Source organism: Escherichia sp. KTE52, assembly GCF_000408325.1.
Classification (GTDB): Bacteria; Pseudomonadota; Gammaproteobacteria; order Enterobacterales; family Enterobacteriaceae; genus Escherichia; species Escherichia marmotae.
Genome location: NZ_KE138680.1, coordinates 185,190 through 203,685, shown reverse-complemented (window position 1 = coordinate 203,685; position 18,496 = coordinate 185,190). Strand labels below are relative to the sequence as shown.

The window sequence follows — 18,496 nt, the reverse complement described above, 5'->3', positions numbered from 1 at the left end:
CTTTATTTTGAGGTAGTCCGGTGATTGATGACGATGGCTACCGCCCAAACGTAGGTATCGTGATTTGTAATCGTCAGGGGCAAGTAATGTGGGCCCGGCGATTTGGTCAGCACTCCTGGCAGTTTCCGCAAGGCGGAATTAATCCCGGAGAATCCGCAGAACAGGCGATGTACCGTGAATTGTTTGAAGAAGTAGGATTAAGCCGTAAAGACGTTCGAATCCTTGCTTCAACACGTAACTGGTTGCGCTACAAATTACCGAAACGTTTGGTGCGTTGGGACACGAAGCCGGTTTGTATCGGCCAAAAACAAAAATGGTTTCTCTTGCAGTTGGTGAGCGGCGATGCGGAAATCAATATGCAAACCAGCAGTACACCAGAGTTTGACGGCTGGCGATGGGTAAGTTACTGGTATCCGGTCAGACAGGTGGTGTCATTTAAACGTGATGTCTACCGTAGGGTAATGAAAGAGTTCGCGAGTGTTGTGATGGCGCTTCAGGAAAATACGCCTAAACCACAAAACGCATCAGCTTATCGACGTAAAAGAGGTTAAGTCACGCCAATTATGCTCACTCGCCTGCGCGAAATAGTCGAAAAGGTAGCCAGCGCACCACGCCTGAACGAGGCGTTAAATATTCTGGTTACCGACATCTGTCTTGCGATGGATACTGAGGTCTGTTCGGTCTACCTGGCCGATCACGACCGACGTTGTTACTACCTGATGGCGACCCGGGGATTAAAAAAACCACGTGGTCGCACTGTAACGCTTGCGTTTGATGAAGGGATCGTCGGTCTGGTTGGCAGGCTGGCGGAACCGATAAACCTTGCGGATGCGCAAAAACACCCCAGCTTCAAATATATCCCCTCCGTAAAAGAAGAGCGTTTCCGTGCGTTTTTAGGCGTGCCGATTATTCAACGTCGCCAGTTGCTTGGTGTACTGGTGGTGCAGCAACGCGAACTGCGGCAGTACAACGAAAGCGAAGAATCCTTCCTGGTGACGCTCGCCACCCAGATGGCCGCCATTCTATCCCAGTCGCAGTTGACTGCGTTGTTCGGGCAATATCGCCAGACGAGAATCCGCGCATTACCGGCCGCGCCCGGTGTAGCGATTGCCGAAGGTTGGCAGGATGCAACGTTACCCTTAATGGAACAGGTGTATCAGGCATCAACGCTGGATCCGTCGCTGGAACGTGAGCGACTGACCGGGGCGCTGGAAGAGGCGGCCAATGAGTTTCGCCGTTACAGCAAACGCTTTGCCGCCGGGGCGCAAAAAGAAACGGCGGCTATTTTCGATCTTTACTCACACTTGCTTTCCGATACGCGTCTGCGTCGCGAACTGTTTGCTGAAGTGGATAAAGGTTCGGTCGCAGAGTGGGCGGTGAAAACTGTCATTGAAAAATTTGCCGAACAGTTCGCCACACTAAGCGATAGCTATCTCAAAGAACGAGCGGGCGATCTACGCGCGCTGGGTCAGCGATTACTGTTTCATCTTGATGATGCCAATCAGGGGGCGAACGCCTGGCCGGAACGTTTCATTCTGGTGGCAGATGAACTGTCAGCGACTACCCTTGCGGAACTGCCTCAGGATCGCTTAGTCGGCGTTGTCGTGCGCGATGGTGCTGCCAACTCCCACGCCGCGATCATGGTGCGTGCACTGGGGATCCCCACCGTGATGGGCGCGGACATTCAGCCTTCGGTGCTGCATCGTCGGACGTTGATCGTTGACGGTTATCGTGGGGAATTGCTGGTCGACCCGGAGCCGGTGCTGCTACATGAATATCAGCGGCTGATTAGCGAAGAGATTGAGCTTAGCCGTCTGGCAGAAGATGATGTCAATTTACCCGCGCAGCTAAAAAGCGGCGAGCGCATAAAAGTTATGCTCAATGCGGGGTTAAGTCCGGAACATGAAGAAAAATTAGGCAGCCGCATTGATGGCATCGGACTCTATCGCACTGAAATTCCCTTTATGCTGCAAAGCGGCTTCCCGTCGGAAGAAGAACAGGTGGCGCAGTATCAGGGCATGTTGCAAATGTTTAATGATAAGCCCGTCACGCTGCGCACGCTGGATGTCGGTGCTGATAAGCAACTGCCTTACATGCCTATCAGCGAAGAGAATCCATGTCTTGGTTGGCGTGGGATCCGCATTACGCTCGATCAGCCGGAGATCTTTTTGATTCAGGTACGGGCGATGTTGCGTGCTAACGCCGCCACGGGCAACCTGAACATCCTGTTGCCGATGGTCACAAGTCTCGATGAAGTTGACGAAGCACGCCGCCTGATCGAGCGTGCCGGACGTGAAGTCGAAGAAATGATTGGTTACGCAATCCCTAAACCGCGTATCGGTATCATGCTGGAAGTGCCATCGATGGTATTTATGTTGCCGCATCTGGCAAACCGGGTCGATTTTATCTCGGTAGGCACCAATGATCTGACCCAGTACATTCTGGCTGTCGATCGCAACAACACGCGGGTGGCAAACATTTATGACAGTCTTCATCCTGCAATGCTTCGAGCCCTGGCGATGATCGCCCGGGAAGCGGAAGCGCAGGGGATCGACTTACGTTTGTGCGGTGAAATGGCGGGCGATCCCATGTGTGTGGCGATCCTCATTGGGCTTGGGTATCGCCATCTATCTATGAACGGACGCTCTGTCGCGCGCGTAAAATACTTGCTGCGGCGCATTGATTTTGCCGAAGCAGAAAATCTTGCTCAGCGCAGTCTGGAAGCGCAACTGGCGACTGAAGTTCGTCATCAGGTTGCGGCATTTATGGAGCGTCGCGGCATGGGTGGGCTGATTCGCGGAGGATTATAGCGCGGTTCCTATACATATCTTTTAACGGTATCCGGCAACCAGCCAGGTCCCCTTGTGCTATTATTCGCACCTTTGGAGCGCCTGAAACCTGCGGCGCGCATTTCAATCGCTGTTCTCTTTCAGCGAAATAACAAGAACTTGTGGTGACAGATGACCAGTAGCTATCTGCATTTTCCGGAATTTGATCCGGTCATTTTCTCAATAGGACCCGTTGCGCTTCACTGGTACGGCCTGATGTATCTGGTGGGGTTCATTTTTGCAATGTGGCTGGCGGGGCGTCGGGCGAATCGTCCGGGCAGTGGCTGGACCAAAAATGAAGTTGAAAACTTACTCTATGCGGGCTTCCTCGGTGTCTTCCTGGGCGGACGTATTGGTTATGTTCTGTTCTACAACTTCCCGCAGTTTATGGCCGATCCGCTGTATCTGTTCCGCGTCTGGGACGGCGGCATGTCCTTCCACGGCGGCCTGATTGGCGTTATCGTGGTGATGATTATCTTCGCCCGCCGTACCAAACGCTCCTTCTTCCAGGTCTCTGATTTTATTGCACCGCTCATTCCGTTTGGTCTTGGTGCCGGGCGTCTGGGCAACTTTATTAACGGTGAACTGTGGGGCCGCGTTGACCCGAACTTCCCGTTTGCCATGCTGTTCCCTGGCTCCCGTACCGAAGACATTCTGCTGCTGCAAAACAACCCACAGTGGCAATCCATTTTCGACACTTACGGTGTGCTGCCGCGCCACCCGTCACAGTTGTACGAACTGCTGCTGGAAGGTGTGGTGCTGTTTATCATCCTTAACCTCTACATTCGTAAACCGCGCCCAATGGGGGCTGTCTCAGGCTTGTTCCTGATTGGCTATGGCGCGTTTCGCATCATTGTTGAGTTTTTCCGCCAGCCCGACGCGCAGTTTACCGGTGCCTGGGTGCAGTACATCAGCATGGGGCAAATTCTTTCCATCCCGATGATTGTCGCGGGTGTGATCATGATGGTCTGGGCATATCGTCGCAGCCCACAGCAACACGTTTCCTGAGGAACCATGAAACAGTATTTAGAACTGATGCAAAAAGTGCTCGACGAAGGCACACAGAAAAACGACCGTACCGGAACCGGAACGCTTTCCATTTTTGGTCATCAGATGCGTTTTAACCTGCAGGATGGATTCCCACTGGTGACAACCAAGCGTTGCCACCTGCGTTCCATCATCCATGAGCTGCTATGGTTCCTGCAGGGCGATACCAACATTGCTTATCTGCATGAAAACAATGTCACTATCTGGGACGAATGGGCCGATGAAAATGGCGATCTCGGCCCGGTGTATGGCAAACAGTGGCGCGCATGGCCAACGCCAGATGGTCGTCATATTGATCAAATCACCACGGTATTGAATCAATTGAAAAACGACCCGGACTCCCGCCGCATTATTGTTTCGGCGTGGAACGTGGGCGAACTGGATAAAATGGCGCTGGCTCCGTGCCATGCGTTCTTCCAGTTTTATGTGGCAGACGGCAAGCTTTCTTGCCAGCTTTATCAACGCTCCTGTGACGTCTTCCTCGGCCTGCCGTTTAACATCGCCAGCTACGCACTACTGGTGCATATGATGGCGCAGCAGTGCGATCTGGAAGTGGGTGATTTTGTCTGGACCGGTGGCGACACGCACCTGTACAGCAACCATATGGATCAAACCCATCTACAATTAAGCCGCGAGCCGCGTCCGCTGCCGAAGCTGATTATCAAACGTAAACCAGAATCCATCTTCGACTACCGTTTCGAAGATTTTGAGATTGAAGGCTACGATCCGCATCCGGGCATTAAGGCTCCGGTTGCTATCTGATTTACGAAACATCCTGCCAGAGCCGACGCCAGTGTGCGTCGGTTTTTTTTACCCTCTGTTAAATTCTTCGAGACGCCTTCCCGAAATTTTGCAACGCCCTGCAACAACGTAAATAGTGCGGAAGACGCGCCGAGAAAATAGAAACAGGGCCTCGCCTTTTTTTCTCCTCGTCGCATACTGCCGACATGAAAACACAACGTGGTTATACGCTGATTGAAACACTGGTTGCGATGCTGATTTTAGTCATGTTAAGCGCAACTGGACTCTATGGCTGGCAATACTGGCAGCAGTCGCAACGGCTATGGCAAACCGCCAGCCAGGCGCGGGATTATTTGCTCTATTTACGTGAGGATGCCAACTGGCATAACCGCGACCACAGTATCAGCGTCATCAGGGAGGGAACGTCATGGTGTCTTGTAAGTGCCGCCGCAGGGACGAATACCTGTCATGGCCATTCACCGTTGGTCTTTGTGCCACGCTGGCCCGAAGTCGAAATGAGTGACCTGACCCCTTCGCTTACGTTCTTTGGCCTGCGCAATACCGCATGGGCCGGGCATATTCACTTCAAAAACTCAGCGGGCGAGTGGTGGCTGGTGATTTCACCGTGGGGAAGACTCCGGCTTTGTCAGCAAGGAGAAACACAAGGATGTCTGTAAAAGAACAAGGATTTTCGCTGCTGGAAGTGCTGATTGCTATGGCTATCAGTAGCGTATTGCTGCTGGGGGCTGCGCGGTTTCTGCCAGCATTACAGCGGGAAAGCTTGATTACAACGCGCAAGCTGGCACTGGAAGATGAGATCTGGCTGCGGGTCTACACCGTTGCGAAGCATCTTCAAAGGGCTGGTTATTGTCATGGTAACTGCACTGGTGAAGGGCTGGAAATTGTCGGGCAGGGTGACTGCATCATTGTGCAGTGGGACGCGAACAGTAACGGTATCTGGGATCGTGAACCGGTAAAAGAGTCCGACCAGATTGGATTTCGTTTGAAAGAGCATGTGCTGGAAACGTTACGTGGTGCCGCATCCTGTGAAGGTAAAGGCTGGGATAAAGTCACCAACCCGGACGCCGTCATTATCGACACTTTTCAGGTCCTGCGTCAGGATGTCAGCGGATTCTCGCCGGTATTAACGGTTAGTATGCGCGGTGCCAGTAAGGCTGAACCACAAACCGTGGTGGATGCCAGCTATAGCGTAACAGGATTCAACCTGTGAACCGTGAACGGGGCGTTTCATCGCTGGCACTGGTCCTGATGTTGCTGGTATTGGGCAGCTTGCTGCTACAAGGAATGAGCCAACAGGAGCGCAGTTTTGCTTCTCGGGTGACTATGGAAAGCCAGTCATTGCGTCGTCAGGCAATTGTACAGTCGGCGCTGGAATGGGGAAAAATGCACACCTGGCAGACGCAACCCGTAGTTCAGTGCTCACAGTTCGCTGCAACCGGTGCCCGAGTTTGTCTGCGTTTACTGGCTGATAGTGAAATCTTGCTGATTGCCAGTTATGAAGGCGTTTCATTATGGCGAACAGGCGAAGTGAACGATGGAAATATTGCTTTTTCGCCACACGGCTGGAGTGATTTTTGTCCGCAGAAAGAGGTGGCGTTATGTCAGCTTCCCTGAAGAATCAACAAGGCTTTAGTCTACCGGAAGTGATGCTGGCGATGGTGCTGATGGTGATGATTGTCACTGCGTTATCCGGTTTCCAGCGAACATTAATGAACAGTCTTACCAGCAGAGGCCAGTACCAACAGCTCTGGCGGCATGGCTGGCAGCAAACGCAACTGCGCGCGATTTCGCCACCTGCCAACTGGCAGGTCAACCGAATGCAGACATCGCAGGCGGGATGTGTCAGCATCAGCGTTACGTTAGTTTCACCCGGGGGCAGAGAAGGCGAGATGACCCGCCTGCATTGCCCGAATCGTCAGTAGTCAGGAGCCGCTATGTTAAGGGTCTACCATTCCAATCGTCTGGACGTGCTGGAAGCGTTGATGGAGTTTATCGTCGAACGCGAGCGGCTGGACGATCCTTTCGAGCCAGAGATGATTCTGGTGCAAAGTACCGGTATGGCACAGTGGCTGCAAATGACCCTGTCGCAGAAGTTCGGTATTGCGGCAAACATTGATTTCCCGCTCCCTGCGAGTTTTATCTGGGATATGTTCGTCCGCGTATTGCCGGAGATCCCCAAAGAGAGTGCCTTTAACAAGCAGAGCATGAGCTGGAAACTGATGACTCTGCTGCCGCAACTGTTGGATTGCGAAGATTTTACCCTGTTGCGCCATTACCTGACTGACGATAGTGACAAGCGGAAACTGTTTCAGCTTTCCTCAAAAGCGGCGGACCTGTTTGACCAGTATCTGGTCTATCGCCCGGACTGGCTGGCTCAGTGGGAAGCGGGACATCTGGTTGAAGGGCTGGGAGAAGCGCAGGCCTGGCAAGCTCCATTGTGGAAGGCGCTGGTAGAATATACTGACGAGCTGGGGCAACCTCGTTGGCACCGTGCCAATCTCTATCAACGCTTTATCGAAACGCTGGAGTCTGCAACGACCTGCCCGCCAGGGCTACCTTCGCGCGTATTTATCTGCGGTATTTCCGCATTACCGCCAGTTTATCTACAGGCGTTACAGGCGCTGGGTAAACATATTGAAATCCATCTTCTGTTTACCAACCCTTGCCGTTATTACTGGGGCGATATTAAAGATCCTGCGTATCTGGCGAAACTGCTAACCCGCCAGCGTCGGCACAGCTTTGAAGATCGCGAATTGCCGCTATTTCGCGATAGCGAAAATGCCGGGCAGTTGTTTAACAGCGACGGCGAACAGGATATTGGCAACCCTCTGCTGGCCTCATGGGGCAAGCTGGGGCGAGACTACATCTATCTGCTTGCTGATCTCCAGAGCAGTCAGGAACTGGATGCCTTTGTCGATGTTACTCCAGACAGCCTGCTGCATAACATTCAGTCCGACATTCTGGAACTGGAAAACCGCGCCGTCGCAGGCGTGAACCTTGAAGAGTTTTCCCGCAGCGATAACAAACGGCAGCTCGATCCGCAGGATAACAGCGTCACCTTCCATGTTTGCCATAGCCCGCAGCGCGAAGTTGAAGTCTTGCACGATCGATTGCTGGCGATGCTGGAAGAAGATCCGACACTCACTCCGCGCGATATCATCGTGATGGTGGCTGACATCGATAGCTACAGTCCGTTTATTCAGGCGGTGTTTGGTAGTGCTCCGGCGGATCGTTATCTGCCTTACGCCATTTCCGACCGTCGGGCGCGACAGTCGCATCCGGTACTGGAAGCATTTATCAGCCTGTTATCGTTGCCTGACAGCCGCTTTGTATCGGAGGACGTTTTGGCGCTGCTGGACGTACCGGTGCTGGCGGCGCGGTTTGATATCACCGAAGAAGGGCTGCGTTATTTACGCCAGTGGGTCAATGAATCCGGCATTCGCTGGGGGATTGATGACGACAACGTTCGCGAGCTGGAACTTCCCGCCACCGGGCAACACACCTGGCAATTTGGCCTGACGCGTATGTTGCTGGGCTACGCGATGGAGAGTGCTCAGGGAGAATGGCAATCTGTTCTTCCTTATGATGAGTCGAGCGGCTTAATTGCAGAGCTGGTGGGGCATCTGGCGTCACTGCTGATGCAGCTCAACATCTGGCGTCGCGGGTTGGCACAGGAGCGACCGCTGGAAGAGTGGCTGCCGGTATGCCGCGACATGCTCAATGCTTTCTTCCTGCCGGATGCGGAAACCGAAGCGGCGATGACGCTTATTGAGCAACAGTGGCTGGCTATTATCGCAGAAGGGCTGGGAGCGCAGTATGGCGACGTGGTGCCGCTGTCACTGTTACGTGATGAACTGGCACAACGTCTGGATCAAGAACGTATCAGTCAGCGTTTTCTTGCCGGTCCGGTCAATATTTGTACCCTGATGCCAATGCGTTCCATCCCGTTCAAAGTAGTTTGCCTGCTGGGAATGAACGATGGTGTTTACCCGCGCCAGCTCGCGCCGCTGGGTTTTGATTTAATGAGCCAGAAACCAAAGCGTGGCGACCGCAGTCGTCGCGATGACGACCGCTATCTGTTCCTGGAGGCGTTAATTTCCGCGCAGCAAAAACTCTATATCAGCTATATTGGGCGCTCCATTCAGGATAACAGCGAACGTTTCCCGTCGGTTTTGGTGCAGGAACTGATCGACTACATCGGGCAAAGCCATTATCTGCCGGGCGATGAAGCGCTTAACTGCGATGAAAGTGAGGCGAGGGTGAAAGCGCATCTTACTTGCCTCCATACCCGGATGCCGTTTGATCCGCAAAACTACCAACCCGGTGAGCGACAAAGCTATGCGCGCGAGTGGCTACCGGCAGCCAGCCAGGCAGGCAAGGCGCACTCTGAATTTGTTCAGCCACTGCCGTTTACCTTGCCGGAAACTGTGCCGCTGGAGACGCTACAACGATTCTGGTCACATCCGGTGCGAGCATTTTTCCAGATGCGCTTGCAGGTGAACTTCCGCACCGAAGACAGAGAAATCCCCGACACCGAGCCATTTATTCTGGAGGGACTTAGCCGTTATCAGATCAACCAGCAGCTATTAAATGCATTGGTCGAGCAGGATGATGCCGAACGTTTGTTCCGCCGGTTCCGGGCGGCAGGTGATTTGCCGTATGGCGCATTTGGTGAAATTTTCTGGGAAACGCAGTGCCAGGAGATGCAGCAACTTGCCGACAGAGTCATTGCCTGTCGGCAACCGGGGCAGAGTTTAGAAATCGATCTCACCTGCAATGGCGTGCAAATTACGGGCTGGTTGCCGCAGGTCCAGCCGGATGGTCTGTTGCGCTGGCGTCCCTCTTTGCTCAGTGTGGCACAGGGAATGCAACTTTGGCTGGAACACCTTGTCTACTGTGCCAGCGGTGGTAACGGTGAGAGTCGCCTTTTCCTGCGTAAAGACGGTGAGTGGCGTTTTCCGCCGCTTGCAGCCGAACAGGCTTTACATTACCTCTCACAACTGATCGAAGGGTATCGTGAAGGAATGTCCGCGCCGTTACTGGTGTTACCTGAAAGTGGCGGCGCGTGGCTAAAAACCTGTTATGACGCTGAACACGATGTCATGCTGGATGACGAGTCCACTGTGCAAAAAGCCCGTACGAAATTCCTTCAGGCTTACGAAGGCAACATGATGGTGCGTGGAGAAGGTGACGATATCTGGTATCAGAGGCTCTGGCGGCAATTAACGCCAGAGACAATGGAAGCCATCGTTGAGCAGTCGCAACGTTTCCTGTTACCGCTGTTTCGTTTTAATCAGTCATGAGTGTTGTATAAAAATTGCGCAATCCATTTGCTTACTTTATGATGCGCACCAGTCACGGACTGATGGTTATATAGACATAGGCTGACTTGTTCAGCGCGAGATTAAATTCTGCCGGATGATTTACGTTAACGTGTTGAATCTGGCTGAAAAATAAAGTTGATAATGAGGTCCGTGAATGCCCCGCAGCACCTGGTTCAAAGCAGTACTGTTGTTTGTTGCCCTTTGGGCACCCTTAAGTCAGGCAGAAACGGGATGGCAGCCGATTCAGGAAACCATCCGTAAAAGTGATAAAGATAACCGTCAGTATCAGGCTGTGCGTCTGGATAACGGCATGGTGGTATTGTTGGTTTCTGACCCGCAGGCGGTAAAATCCCTTTCTGCACTGGTGGTGCCCGTTGGATCGCTGGAAGATCCCGAGGCTTATCAGGGGCTGGCACATTATCTTGAACATATGAGCCTGATGGGGTCGAAAAAGTACCCGCAGGCTGACAGTCTGGCCGAATACCTCAAAATGCACGGTGGCAGTCATAACGCCAGCACGGCACCGTATCGCACCGCTTTCTATCTGGAAGTGGAAAATGACGCCTTACCAGGGGCGGTAGACCGCCTGGCGGACGCCATTGCGGAACCTTTACTCGACAAGAAATATGCCGAACGTGAGCGTAATGCAGTGAACGCCGAATTAACTATGGCGCGCACGCGTGACGGGATGCGTATGGCGCAGGTCAGCGCAGAAACCATTAACCCGGCCCACCCTGGTGCAAAGTTTTCTGGTGGCAACCTGGAAACCTTAAGCGACAAACCCGGTAATCCGGTGCAGCAGGCGCTGAAAAATTTCCATGAGAAATATTACTCCGCCAATCTGATGAAGGCTGTTATCTACAGTAACAAACCGCTGCAGGAGCTGGCGAAGATGGCGGCGGACACCTTCGGTCGAGTGCCGAACAAAGAGAGCAAAAAACCGGAAATCACCGTGCCGGTAGTCACCGATGCACAAAAGGGCATTATCATTCATTACGTCCCGGCGTTGCCGCGTAAAGTGCTGCGTGTCGAGTTTCGCATCGATAACAATTCGGCGGAGTTCCGTAGTAAAACTGATGAGTTAATTACCTATCTGATTGGCAATCGCAGCCCAGGAACGCTTTCTGACTGGTTGCAAAAACAGGGATTAGTTGAGGGCATTAGCGCCAACTCCGATCCTATCGTCAATGGCAACAGTGGCGTGTTAGCGATCTCTGCGTCCTTAACCGATAAAGGTCTGGCTAATCGCGATCAGGTTGTAGCGGCTATTTTCAGCTACCTCAATCTGTTACGCGAAAAAGGGATTGATAAACAGTATTTCGATGAACTGGCGAATGTGCTGGATATCGATTTCCGTTATCCGTCAATCACTCGTGATATGGATTACGTCGAGTGGCTGGCAGATACCATGATTCGCGTTCCCGTTGAGCATACGCTGGACGCGGTCAATATAGCCGATCAGTATGATGCTAAAGCAGTAAAAGAACGTCTGGCGATGATGACGCCGCAAAACGCGCGTATCTGGTATATCAGCCCGAAAGAGCCACACAATAAAATGGCTTACTTTGTCGATGCGCCGTATCAGGTCGATAAAATCAGCGAGCAAACTTTCGCTGACTGGCAGAAAAAAGCTGCCGACATAGCGCTCTCCCTGCCGGAGCTTAATCCCTATATTCCTGACGATTTCTCGCTGATTAAATCAGAGAAGAAATACGACCATCCAGAGCTGATTGTTGATGAATCCAATTTGCGTGTGGTGTATGCGCCGAGTCGCTATTTTGTCAGCGAACCAAAAGCCGATGTCAGCCTGATTTTGCGTAACCCGAAAGCGATGGACAGCGCCCGTAACCAGGTGATGTTTGCGCTCAATGATTATCTCGCAGGGTTGGCGCTTGATCAGTTAAGCAACCAGGCGTCGGTTGGCGGCATTAGTTTTTCCACCAATGCTAACAACGGCCTTATGGTTAATGCTAATGGTTACACTCAGCGTCTGCCGCAACTTTTTCAGGCTCTGCTGGAGGGCTACTTTAGCTATACCGCTACACCAGAGCAGCTTGAACAGGCGAAATCCTGGTATAACCAGATGATGGATTCCGCAGAAAAAGGCAAAGCGTTTGAGCAGGCGATTATGCCCGCTCAGATGCTCTCGCAGGTGCCGTACTTCTCGCGAGATGAGCGACGTAAAATTTTGCCCACTATCACCCTGAAAGAGGTGATGGCCTATCGCGACGCCTTAAAATCCGGGGCACGACCAGAGTTCATGGTTATCGGCAACATGACCGAAGCCCAGGCAACAACGCTGGCGCGCGATGTACAAAAACAGTTAGGGGCTGATGGCTCAGAGTGGTGTCGTAACAAAGATGTCCTGGTCGATAAAAAACAGTCCGTCATTTTTGAAAAAGCCGGTAACAGTACCGACTCCGCACTGGCAGCAGTATTTGTACCGACTGGCTATGATGAATACACCAGTTCAGCCTACAGTTCTCTGTTGGCGCAGATTGTACAACCGTGGTTCTACAATCAGTTGCGTACTGAAGAGCAGTTGGGGTACGCCGTGTTCGCGTTCCCAATGAGCGTGGGACGTCAGTGGGGCATGGGCTTCTTACTGCAAAGTAATGATAAACAGCCTTCGTACCTGTGGGATCGTTACAAGGCCTTTTTCCCAACGGCTGAGGCGAAACTGCGCGCGATGAAGCCAGAAGAGTTCGCGCAAATCCAGCAGGCGGTTATCAGCCAGATGCTACAGGCACCGCAAACGCTGGGCGAAGAAGCATCGAAGTTAAGTAAAGATTTCGATCGCGGCAATATGCGCTTTGATTCGCGTGATAAAATCGTGGCACAGATAAAACTGCTGACGCCGCAAAAACTTGCCGATTTCTTCCATCAGGCAGTGGTCGAGCCGCAAGGCATGGCTATCCTGTCGCAGATTTCCGGCAGCCAGAATGGGAAAGCTGAATATGTGCATCCTGAAGGCTGGAAAGTGTGGGAGAACGTCAGCGCGTTGCAGCAAACAATGCCCCTGATGAGTGAAAAGAATGAGTGATGTCGCTGAGACACTAGATCCTTTGCGCTTGCCCTTACTGGGTGAGCGCCTGATTGAAGCCTCTGCCGGCACAGGCAAAACCTTTACGATAGCAGCGCTCTATTTGCGCCTGTTACTTGGACTAGGTGGTTCTGCTGCCTTTCCCCGCCCGTTGACCGTTGAAGAACTGCTGGTGGTGACCTTTACCGAGGCTGCCACCGCAGAGTTGCGCGGTCGTATCCGTAGCAATATTCATGAGTTGCGCATCGCCTGTCTACGTGAAACCACCGACAACCCTCTGTATGCGCGCCTGCTGGAAGAGATTGACGATAAAGCGCAGGCCGCGCAGTGGCTGCTGTTAGCCGAACGACAGATGGATGAAGCGGCAGTTTTTACCATTCACGGTTTTTGTCAGCGAATGCTCAACCTGAATGCTTTTGAATCCGGTATGTTGTTTGAGCAGCAACTGATTGAAGATGAATCGCTACTGCGCTACCAGGCCTGCGCCGATTTCTGGCGTCGCCACTGCTATCCTCTGCCGCGTGAAATTGCTCAGGTGGTCTTTGAAACATGGAAAGGGCCGCAGGCGTTGCTGCGCGATATTAATCGATATCTGCAAGGGGAAGCGCCAGTTATTAAAGCGCCGCCGCCCGATGATGAAACGCTGGCTTCCCGCCACGCGCAAATTGTGGCGCGTATCGATACCGTAAAACAGCAGTGGCGTGATGCGGTAGGTGAACTGGATGCGCTAATCGAATCTTCAGGTATTGATCGACGCAAGTTTAACCGTAGCAATCAGGCTAAATGGATTGACAAGATTAGCGCCTGGGCAGAAGAAGAGACCAACAGTTATCAGTTGCCGGAGTCGCTGGAAAAATTCTCTCAGCGTTTCTTAGAAGATCGCACAAAAGCAGGGGGCGAGACACCGCGCCATCCGCTGTTTGAGGCGATCGATCAATTACTTGCCGAACCATTATCGATCCGCGATCTGGTGATCACTCGCGCATTAGCTGAGATCCGTGAAACGGTAGCGCGTGAAAAACGCCGCCGTGGCGAACTGGGTTTTGACGACATGTTAAGTCGGCTGGATTCCGCGTTGTGTAGCGAAAGCGGAGAGGCGCTGGCGACGGCGATCCGCACGCGATTCCCGGTGGCAATGATCGACGAGTTTCAGGATACCGACCCTCAGCAGTACCGGATTTTCCGCCACATCTGGCACCATCAGCCGGAAACCGCATTGTTACTGATTGGTGATCCGAAACAGGCTATTTATGCGTTCCGTGGTGCGGATATCTTCACCTACATGAAGGCGCGTAGCGAAGTTCACGCTCATTACACGTTGGATACCAACTGGCGTTCCGCACCAGGAATGGTGAACAGTGTGAACACGCTTTTTAGCCAGACTGATGACGCTTTTATGTTTCGCGAAATACCGTTTATTCCTGTGAAATCAGCCGGGAAAAATCAGGCGCTGCGTTTCGTATTTAAAGGTGAAACGCAGCCTTCGATGAAAATGTGGCTGATGGAAGGCGAAAGCTGCGGCGTTGGCGATTATCAAAGTACCATGGCGCAGGTATGCGCCGCGCAAATCCGCGACTGGCTGCAGGCCGGGCAGCGCGGAGACGCGTTGTTGATGAATGGCGATGACGCGCGTCCGGTGCGTGCTTCAGACATCAGTGTGTTGGTGCGCAGCCGCCAGGAGGCCGCCCAGATACGTGATGCCTTAACGCTGCTGGAAATCCCTTCCGTTTACCTTTCGAACCGCGACAGTGTTTTTGAAACTCTGGAAGCGCAGGAGATGCTTTGGCTGTTGCAGGCAGTGATGACGCCTGAACGTGAAAATACTCTGCGTAGCGCGCTGGCAACGTCAATGATGGGGCTGAACGCGCTGGATATCGAAATGCTGAATAATGACGAACATGCCTGGGATGCAGTCGTTGAAGAGTTCGATGGTTATCGACAAATCTGGCGAAAACGCGGCGTTATGCCAATGCTGCGGGCGCTGATGTCGGCGCGCAACATTGCAGAAAACCTGCTGGCAACGGCGGGTGGTGAGCGGCGTCTTACAGATATTTTACATATCAGTGAATTACTTCAGGAAGCGGGAACGCAGCTTGAAAGTGAACATGCGCTGGTACGCTGGTTATCACAGCATATCCTCGAGCCAGACAGTAACGCGTCCAGCCAGCAAATGCGCCTCGAAAGTGACAAACATCTGGTGCAGATTGTTACGATCCACAAGTCGAAAGGACTGGAGTATCCGCTAGTCTGGTTGCCATTTATTACCAATTTCCGCGTCCAGGATCAGGCGTTCTATCACGATCGTCACTCATTTGAGGCTGTTCTGGATCTTAACGCTGCGCCAGAAAGCGTCGATCTCGCTGAGGCCGAACGTCTGGCGGAAGATCTGCGTTTGCTTTATGTGGCGCTGACGCGTTCGGTCTGGCATTGCAGTCTTGGCGTCGCGCCACTGGTGCGCCGTCGAGGCGATAAAAAAGGTGACACCGACGTCCATCAAAGTGCGCTCGGACGCTTGCTGCAAAAAGGGGAACCAAAGGATGCGGCAGGACTTCGCGCCTGTATTGAAGCATTGTGCGATGAGGATATTGCCTGGCAAACGGCACAAACCGGTGATAATCAGCCCTGGCAGGTTAATGATGTTTCTACAGCAGAACTGAATGCGAAGACGTTACAACGTTTACCTGGCGATAACTGGCGGGTCACCAGCTACTCTGGTTTGCAGCAGCGTGGTCACGGTATCGCTCAGGATTTGATGCCACGGCTGGATGTTGACGCCGCAGGTGTGGTCAGCGTCGTTGAAGAACCGACGTTAACACCGCATCAGTTTCCGCGCGGAGCGTCACCGGGGACGTTCTTGCACAGTTTGTTTGAGGATCTGGATTTTACCCAGCCGGTTGAGCCTGACTGGGTGCGGGAAAAACTGGAACTTGGCGGTTTTGAAGCGCATTGGGAACCGGTGTTGACCGAGTGGATCATGGCTGTTCTCCAGGCACCGCTCAATGAAACGGGAGTCAGCCTGAGTCAGCTTTCCGCCCGTGATAAACAGGTGGAGATGGAATTTTATCTGCCAATTAGTGAACCGCTCGTCGCCAGCCAACTTGATGCGCTAATCCGCCAGTTTGACCCGCTTTCTGCTGGCTGCCCGTCGCTGGAGTTCATGCAGGTGCGTGGCATGTTAAAAGGCTTTATCGACCTGGTGTTTCGCCACGAAGGGCGTTATTACCTGCTCGACTATAAATCCAACTGGCTGGGTGAAAACAGCTCAGCATACACCCAACAGGCTATGGCAGCGGCGATGCAAGCACACCGCTATGATCTGCAATATCAGCTTTATACCCTGGCATTGCATCGTTATCTGCGCCATCGCATTGCTGATTACGACTATGAGCGCCACTTTGGCGGCGTTATCTATCTGTTCCTGCGCGGCGTTGATAAAGAGCATCCGCAACAAGGGATTTACGCGACCCGCCCCGATGCCGGGTTGATTGCCCTGATGGATGAGATGTTTGCTGGTATGACCCTGGAGGAGGCGTAATGAAATTGCAAAAGCAATTACTGGAAGCTGTGGAGCACAAACAGCTACGCCCGCTGGACGTGCAGTTTGCCCTGACCGTGGCGGGTGATGAACATCCCGCCGTCACCCTTGCGGCGGCACTGTTAAGTTATGATGCCGGGGAAGGACATGTCTGTTTGCCGCTTTCACGGCTGGAGAACAACGAAGCCTCGCACCCGCTCCTGGCGACCTGCGTCAGTGAAATCGGTGAGCTACAAAACTGGGAAGAGTGTCTGCTGGCTTCACATGCGGTCAGCCGGGGAGATGAACCTACACCAATGATCCTTTGTGGCGATCGTCTCTATCTCAACCGCATGTGGTGTAACGAGCGCACGGTGGCGCGCTTTTTCAATGAAGTGAATCATGCCATTGAGGTTGATGAAGCTCTACTGGCGCAAACCCTGGACCAACTTTTTCCAGTAAGCGATGACATTAACTGGCAAAAAGTGGCGGCAGCGGTGGCGCTGACGAGGCGGATCTCGGTGATTTCCGGTGGCCCCGGCACCGGTAAAACGACCACCGTGGCGAAGTTGCTGGCAGCGTTAATTCAGATGGCCGACGGTGAACGTTGTCGCATCCGTTTGGCTGCGCCGACGGGGAAAGCCGCCGCGCGCTTAACCGAATCACTTGGCAAAGCTTTGCGCCAGTTACCGCTGACGGATGAACAAAAGAAACGTATTCCGGAAGATGCCAGCACTCTGCACCGCTTGCTGGGCGCGCAGCCGGGCAGTCAGCGTTTACGCCATCATGCGGGTAACCCATTGCATCTTGATGTGTTGGTGGTCGATGAAGCGTCAATGATCGATCTGCCCATGATGTCACGATTGATCGACGCATTGCCCGATCATGCCAGAGTGATCTTTCTTGGCGATCGTGATCAACTGGCCTCTGTTGAGGCTGGGGCTGTTCTTGGCGATATTTGCGCTTATGCCAATGCGGGCTTTACCGCAGAACGAGCGGAGCAGCTAAGTCGCCTGACGGGGAGCTACGTTCCTGCGGGCTGTGGCACAGAGGCGGCATCTTTGCGCGATAGTCTCTGCCTTTTGCAAAAAAGTTACCGTTTCGGCAGCGATTCTGGCATTGGTCAGCTCGCGGCGGCTATCAATCGCGGCGATAAAACGGCAGTAAAAACCGTTTTTCAGCAGGATTTTACTGATATCGAAAAACGGATTTTACAGAGTGGCGAAGATTATATTGCGATGCTTGAGGAAGCTCTTGCGGGTTACGGACGCTATCTGGATCTGCTGCAAGCGCGTGCCGAGCCGGATTTAATTATTCAGGCATTCAATGAATACCAGCTTTTGTGCGCCCTGCGGGAAGGGCCGTTTGGCGTAGCCGGGCTGAATGAGCGAATTGAGCAGTTTATGCAACAGAAGCGCAAAATCCATCGCCATTCACACTCGCGCTGGTACGAAGGCAGGCCGGTGATGATTGCCCGCAATGACAGCGCCCTTGGGTTGTTTAATGGTGATATTGGTATTGCACTGGATCGCGGGCAAGGAACGCGCGTCTGGTTTGCAATGCCGGACGGTAATATCAAGTCAGTGCAACCAAGTCGTTTACCGGAACACGAAACCACGTGGGCGATGACGGTACATAAATCGCAGGGGTCTGAGTTCGACCATGCGGCGTTGATTTTGCCGAGCCAGCGCACGCCGGTCGTGACGCGAGAGCTGGTTTACACCGCAGTGACCCGTGCGCGTCGCCGTTTATCGTTGTATGCCGATGAGCGCATATTAAGTGCGGCAATCGCCACACGTACCGAGCGGCGTAGCGGACTGGCAGCGTTATTTAGTTCGCGGGGATAAACGCGAATGCCTGATGCGACGCATGCGCGTCTTATTATGCCCCCGGGCATTGCGCATATCGCATCTGGCGATTTCAACCACTTACCCTAAATCCGCCATCAACGTCTTCGACTTGACGTAGGTCGGATAAG

General features: G+C 53.0%; 12 protein-coding genes. All 12 read left to right on the top strand.

Annotated elements, in window-relative coordinates:
* The first annotated feature begins 20 nt into the window (after positions 1 to 20).
* The 12 genes from rppH to recD all read left to right on the top strand — a co-directional run bounded on the left by rppH (position 21) and on the right by recD (position 18,365).
* Positions 21 to 551, top strand: coding sequence for an RNA pyrophosphohydrolase (gene rppH / locus A1SC_RS10575; protein WP_000564487.1), 531 nt, complete (start codon positions 21 to 23; stop codon positions 549 to 551).
* Positions 552 to 563: 12 nt separating this feature from the next.
* Positions 564 to 2,810 (top strand): phosphoenolpyruvate--protein phosphotransferase, encoded by a 2,247-nt coding sequence (ptsP, locus tag A1SC_RS10580; RefSeq protein ID WP_016262489.1) that lies wholly within the window; start codon positions 564 to 566, stop codon positions 2,808 to 2,810.
* A gap of 150 nt (positions 2,811 to 2,960) precedes the next feature.
* Complete coding sequence (lgt, locus tag A1SC_RS10585; protein ID WP_000204650.1) at positions 2,961 to 3,836, top strand: prolipoprotein diacylglyceryl transferase; 876 nt, start codon at positions 2,961 to 2,963, stop codon at positions 3,834 to 3,836.
* Between the two features lie 6 nt (positions 3,837 to 3,842).
* On the top strand, positions 3,843 to 4,637 hold the full coding sequence (gene thyA, locus A1SC_RS10590) for a thymidylate synthase (RefSeq protein ID WP_000816232.1): 795 nt from the start codon (positions 3,843 to 3,845) through the stop codon (positions 4,635 to 4,637).
* Positions 4,638 to 4,822: 185 nt separating this feature from the next.
* Positions 4,823 to 5,293, top strand: coding sequence for a prepilin peptidase-dependent protein (locus tag A1SC_RS10595; RefSeq protein ID WP_000857060.1), 471 nt, complete (start codon positions 4,823 to 4,825; stop codon positions 5,291 to 5,293).
* The gene (locus A1SC_RS10600) at positions 5,284 to 5,847 is read left to right on the top strand and encodes a prepilin peptidase-dependent protein (RefSeq protein WP_000111600.1); all 564 of its coding nucleotides are present in this window, start codon (positions 5,284 to 5,286) and stop codon (positions 5,845 to 5,847) included. The genes A1SC_RS10595 and A1SC_RS10600 overlap by 10 nt, the downstream gene beginning before the upstream one ends.
* Positions 5,844 to 6,251, top strand: coding sequence for a DUF2509 family protein (locus A1SC_RS10605; RefSeq protein ID WP_016249147.1), 408 nt, complete (start codon positions 5,844 to 5,846; stop codon positions 6,249 to 6,251). The genes A1SC_RS10600 and A1SC_RS10605 overlap by 4 nt, the downstream gene beginning before the upstream one ends.
* On the top strand, positions 6,236 to 6,559 hold the full coding sequence (locus A1SC_RS10610; protein ID WP_001276464.1) for a prepilin-type N-terminal cleavage/methylation domain-containing protein: 324 nt from the start codon (positions 6,236 to 6,238) through the stop codon (positions 6,557 to 6,559). The genes A1SC_RS10605 and A1SC_RS10610 overlap by 16 nt, the downstream gene beginning before the upstream one ends.
* Positions 6,560 to 6,571: 12 nt before the next feature.
* Entirely contained in the window at positions 6,572 to 9,940 is a 3,369-nt protein-coding gene (gene recC, locus A1SC_RS10615; protein WP_016262488.1) for an exodeoxyribonuclease V subunit gamma, read from the top strand.
* A 175-nt stretch (positions 9,941 to 10,115) separates the two neighbouring features.
* Complete coding sequence (gene ptrA / locus A1SC_RS10620) at positions 10,116 to 13,004, top strand: pitrilysin (protein ID WP_016249145.1); 2,889 nt, start codon at positions 10,116 to 10,118, stop codon at positions 13,002 to 13,004.
* The gene (recB, locus tag A1SC_RS10625) at positions 12,997 to 16,539 is read left to right on the top strand and encodes an exodeoxyribonuclease V subunit beta (RefSeq protein WP_001516984.1); all 3,543 of its coding nucleotides are present in this window, start codon (positions 12,997 to 12,999) and stop codon (positions 16,537 to 16,539) included. The genes ptrA and recB overlap by 8 nt, the downstream gene beginning before the upstream one ends.
* A complete protein-coding gene (gene recD / locus A1SC_RS10630) occupies positions 16,539 to 18,365 on the top strand; it encodes an exodeoxyribonuclease V subunit alpha (protein WP_016262487.1) in 1,827 nt (608 codons plus the stop codon). Before recB ends, recD begins: the two co-directional genes overlap by 1 nt.
* Positions 18,366 to 18,496: the final 131 nt, after the last annotated feature.

Excerpts from the sequence above, each read along its gene's own strand:
- recC (WP_016262488.1), top strand. The coding sequence starts at position 6,572 with ATGTTAAGGGTCTACCATTCCAATCGTCTGGACGTGCTGGAAGCGTTG.
- A1SC_RS10600 (WP_000111600.1), top strand. The coding sequence starts at position 5,284 with ATGTCTGTAAAAGAACAAGGATTTTCGCTGCTGGAAGTGCTGATTGCT.
- thyA (WP_000816232.1), top strand. The coding sequence starts at position 3,843 with ATGAAACAGTATTTAGAACTGATGCAAAAAGTGCTCGACGAAGGCACA.
- ptsP (WP_016262489.1), top strand. The coding sequence starts at position 564 with ATGCTCACTCGCCTGCGCGAAATAGTCGAAAAGGTAGCCAGCGCACCA.
- ptrA (WP_016249145.1), top strand. The coding sequence starts at position 10,116 with ATGCCCCGCAGCACCTGGTTCAAAGCAGTACTGTTGTTTGTTGCCCTT.
- recD (WP_016262487.1), top strand. The coding sequence starts at position 16,539 with ATGAAATTGCAAAAGCAATTACTGGAAGCTGTGGAGCACAAACAGCTA.
- lgt (WP_000204650.1), top strand. The coding sequence starts at position 2,961 with ATGACCAGTAGCTATCTGCATTTTCCGGAATTTGATCCGGTCATTTTC.
- A1SC_RS10610 (WP_001276464.1), top strand. The coding sequence starts at position 6,236 with ATGTCAGCTTCCCTGAAGAATCAACAAGGCTTTAGTCTACCGGAAGTG.
- A1SC_RS10595 (WP_000857060.1), top strand. The coding sequence starts at position 4,823 with ATGAAAACACAACGTGGTTATACGCTGATTGAAACACTGGTTGCGATG.
- recB (WP_001516984.1), top strand. The coding sequence starts at position 12,997 with ATGAGTGATGTCGCTGAGACACTAGATCCTTTGCGCTTGCCCTTACTG.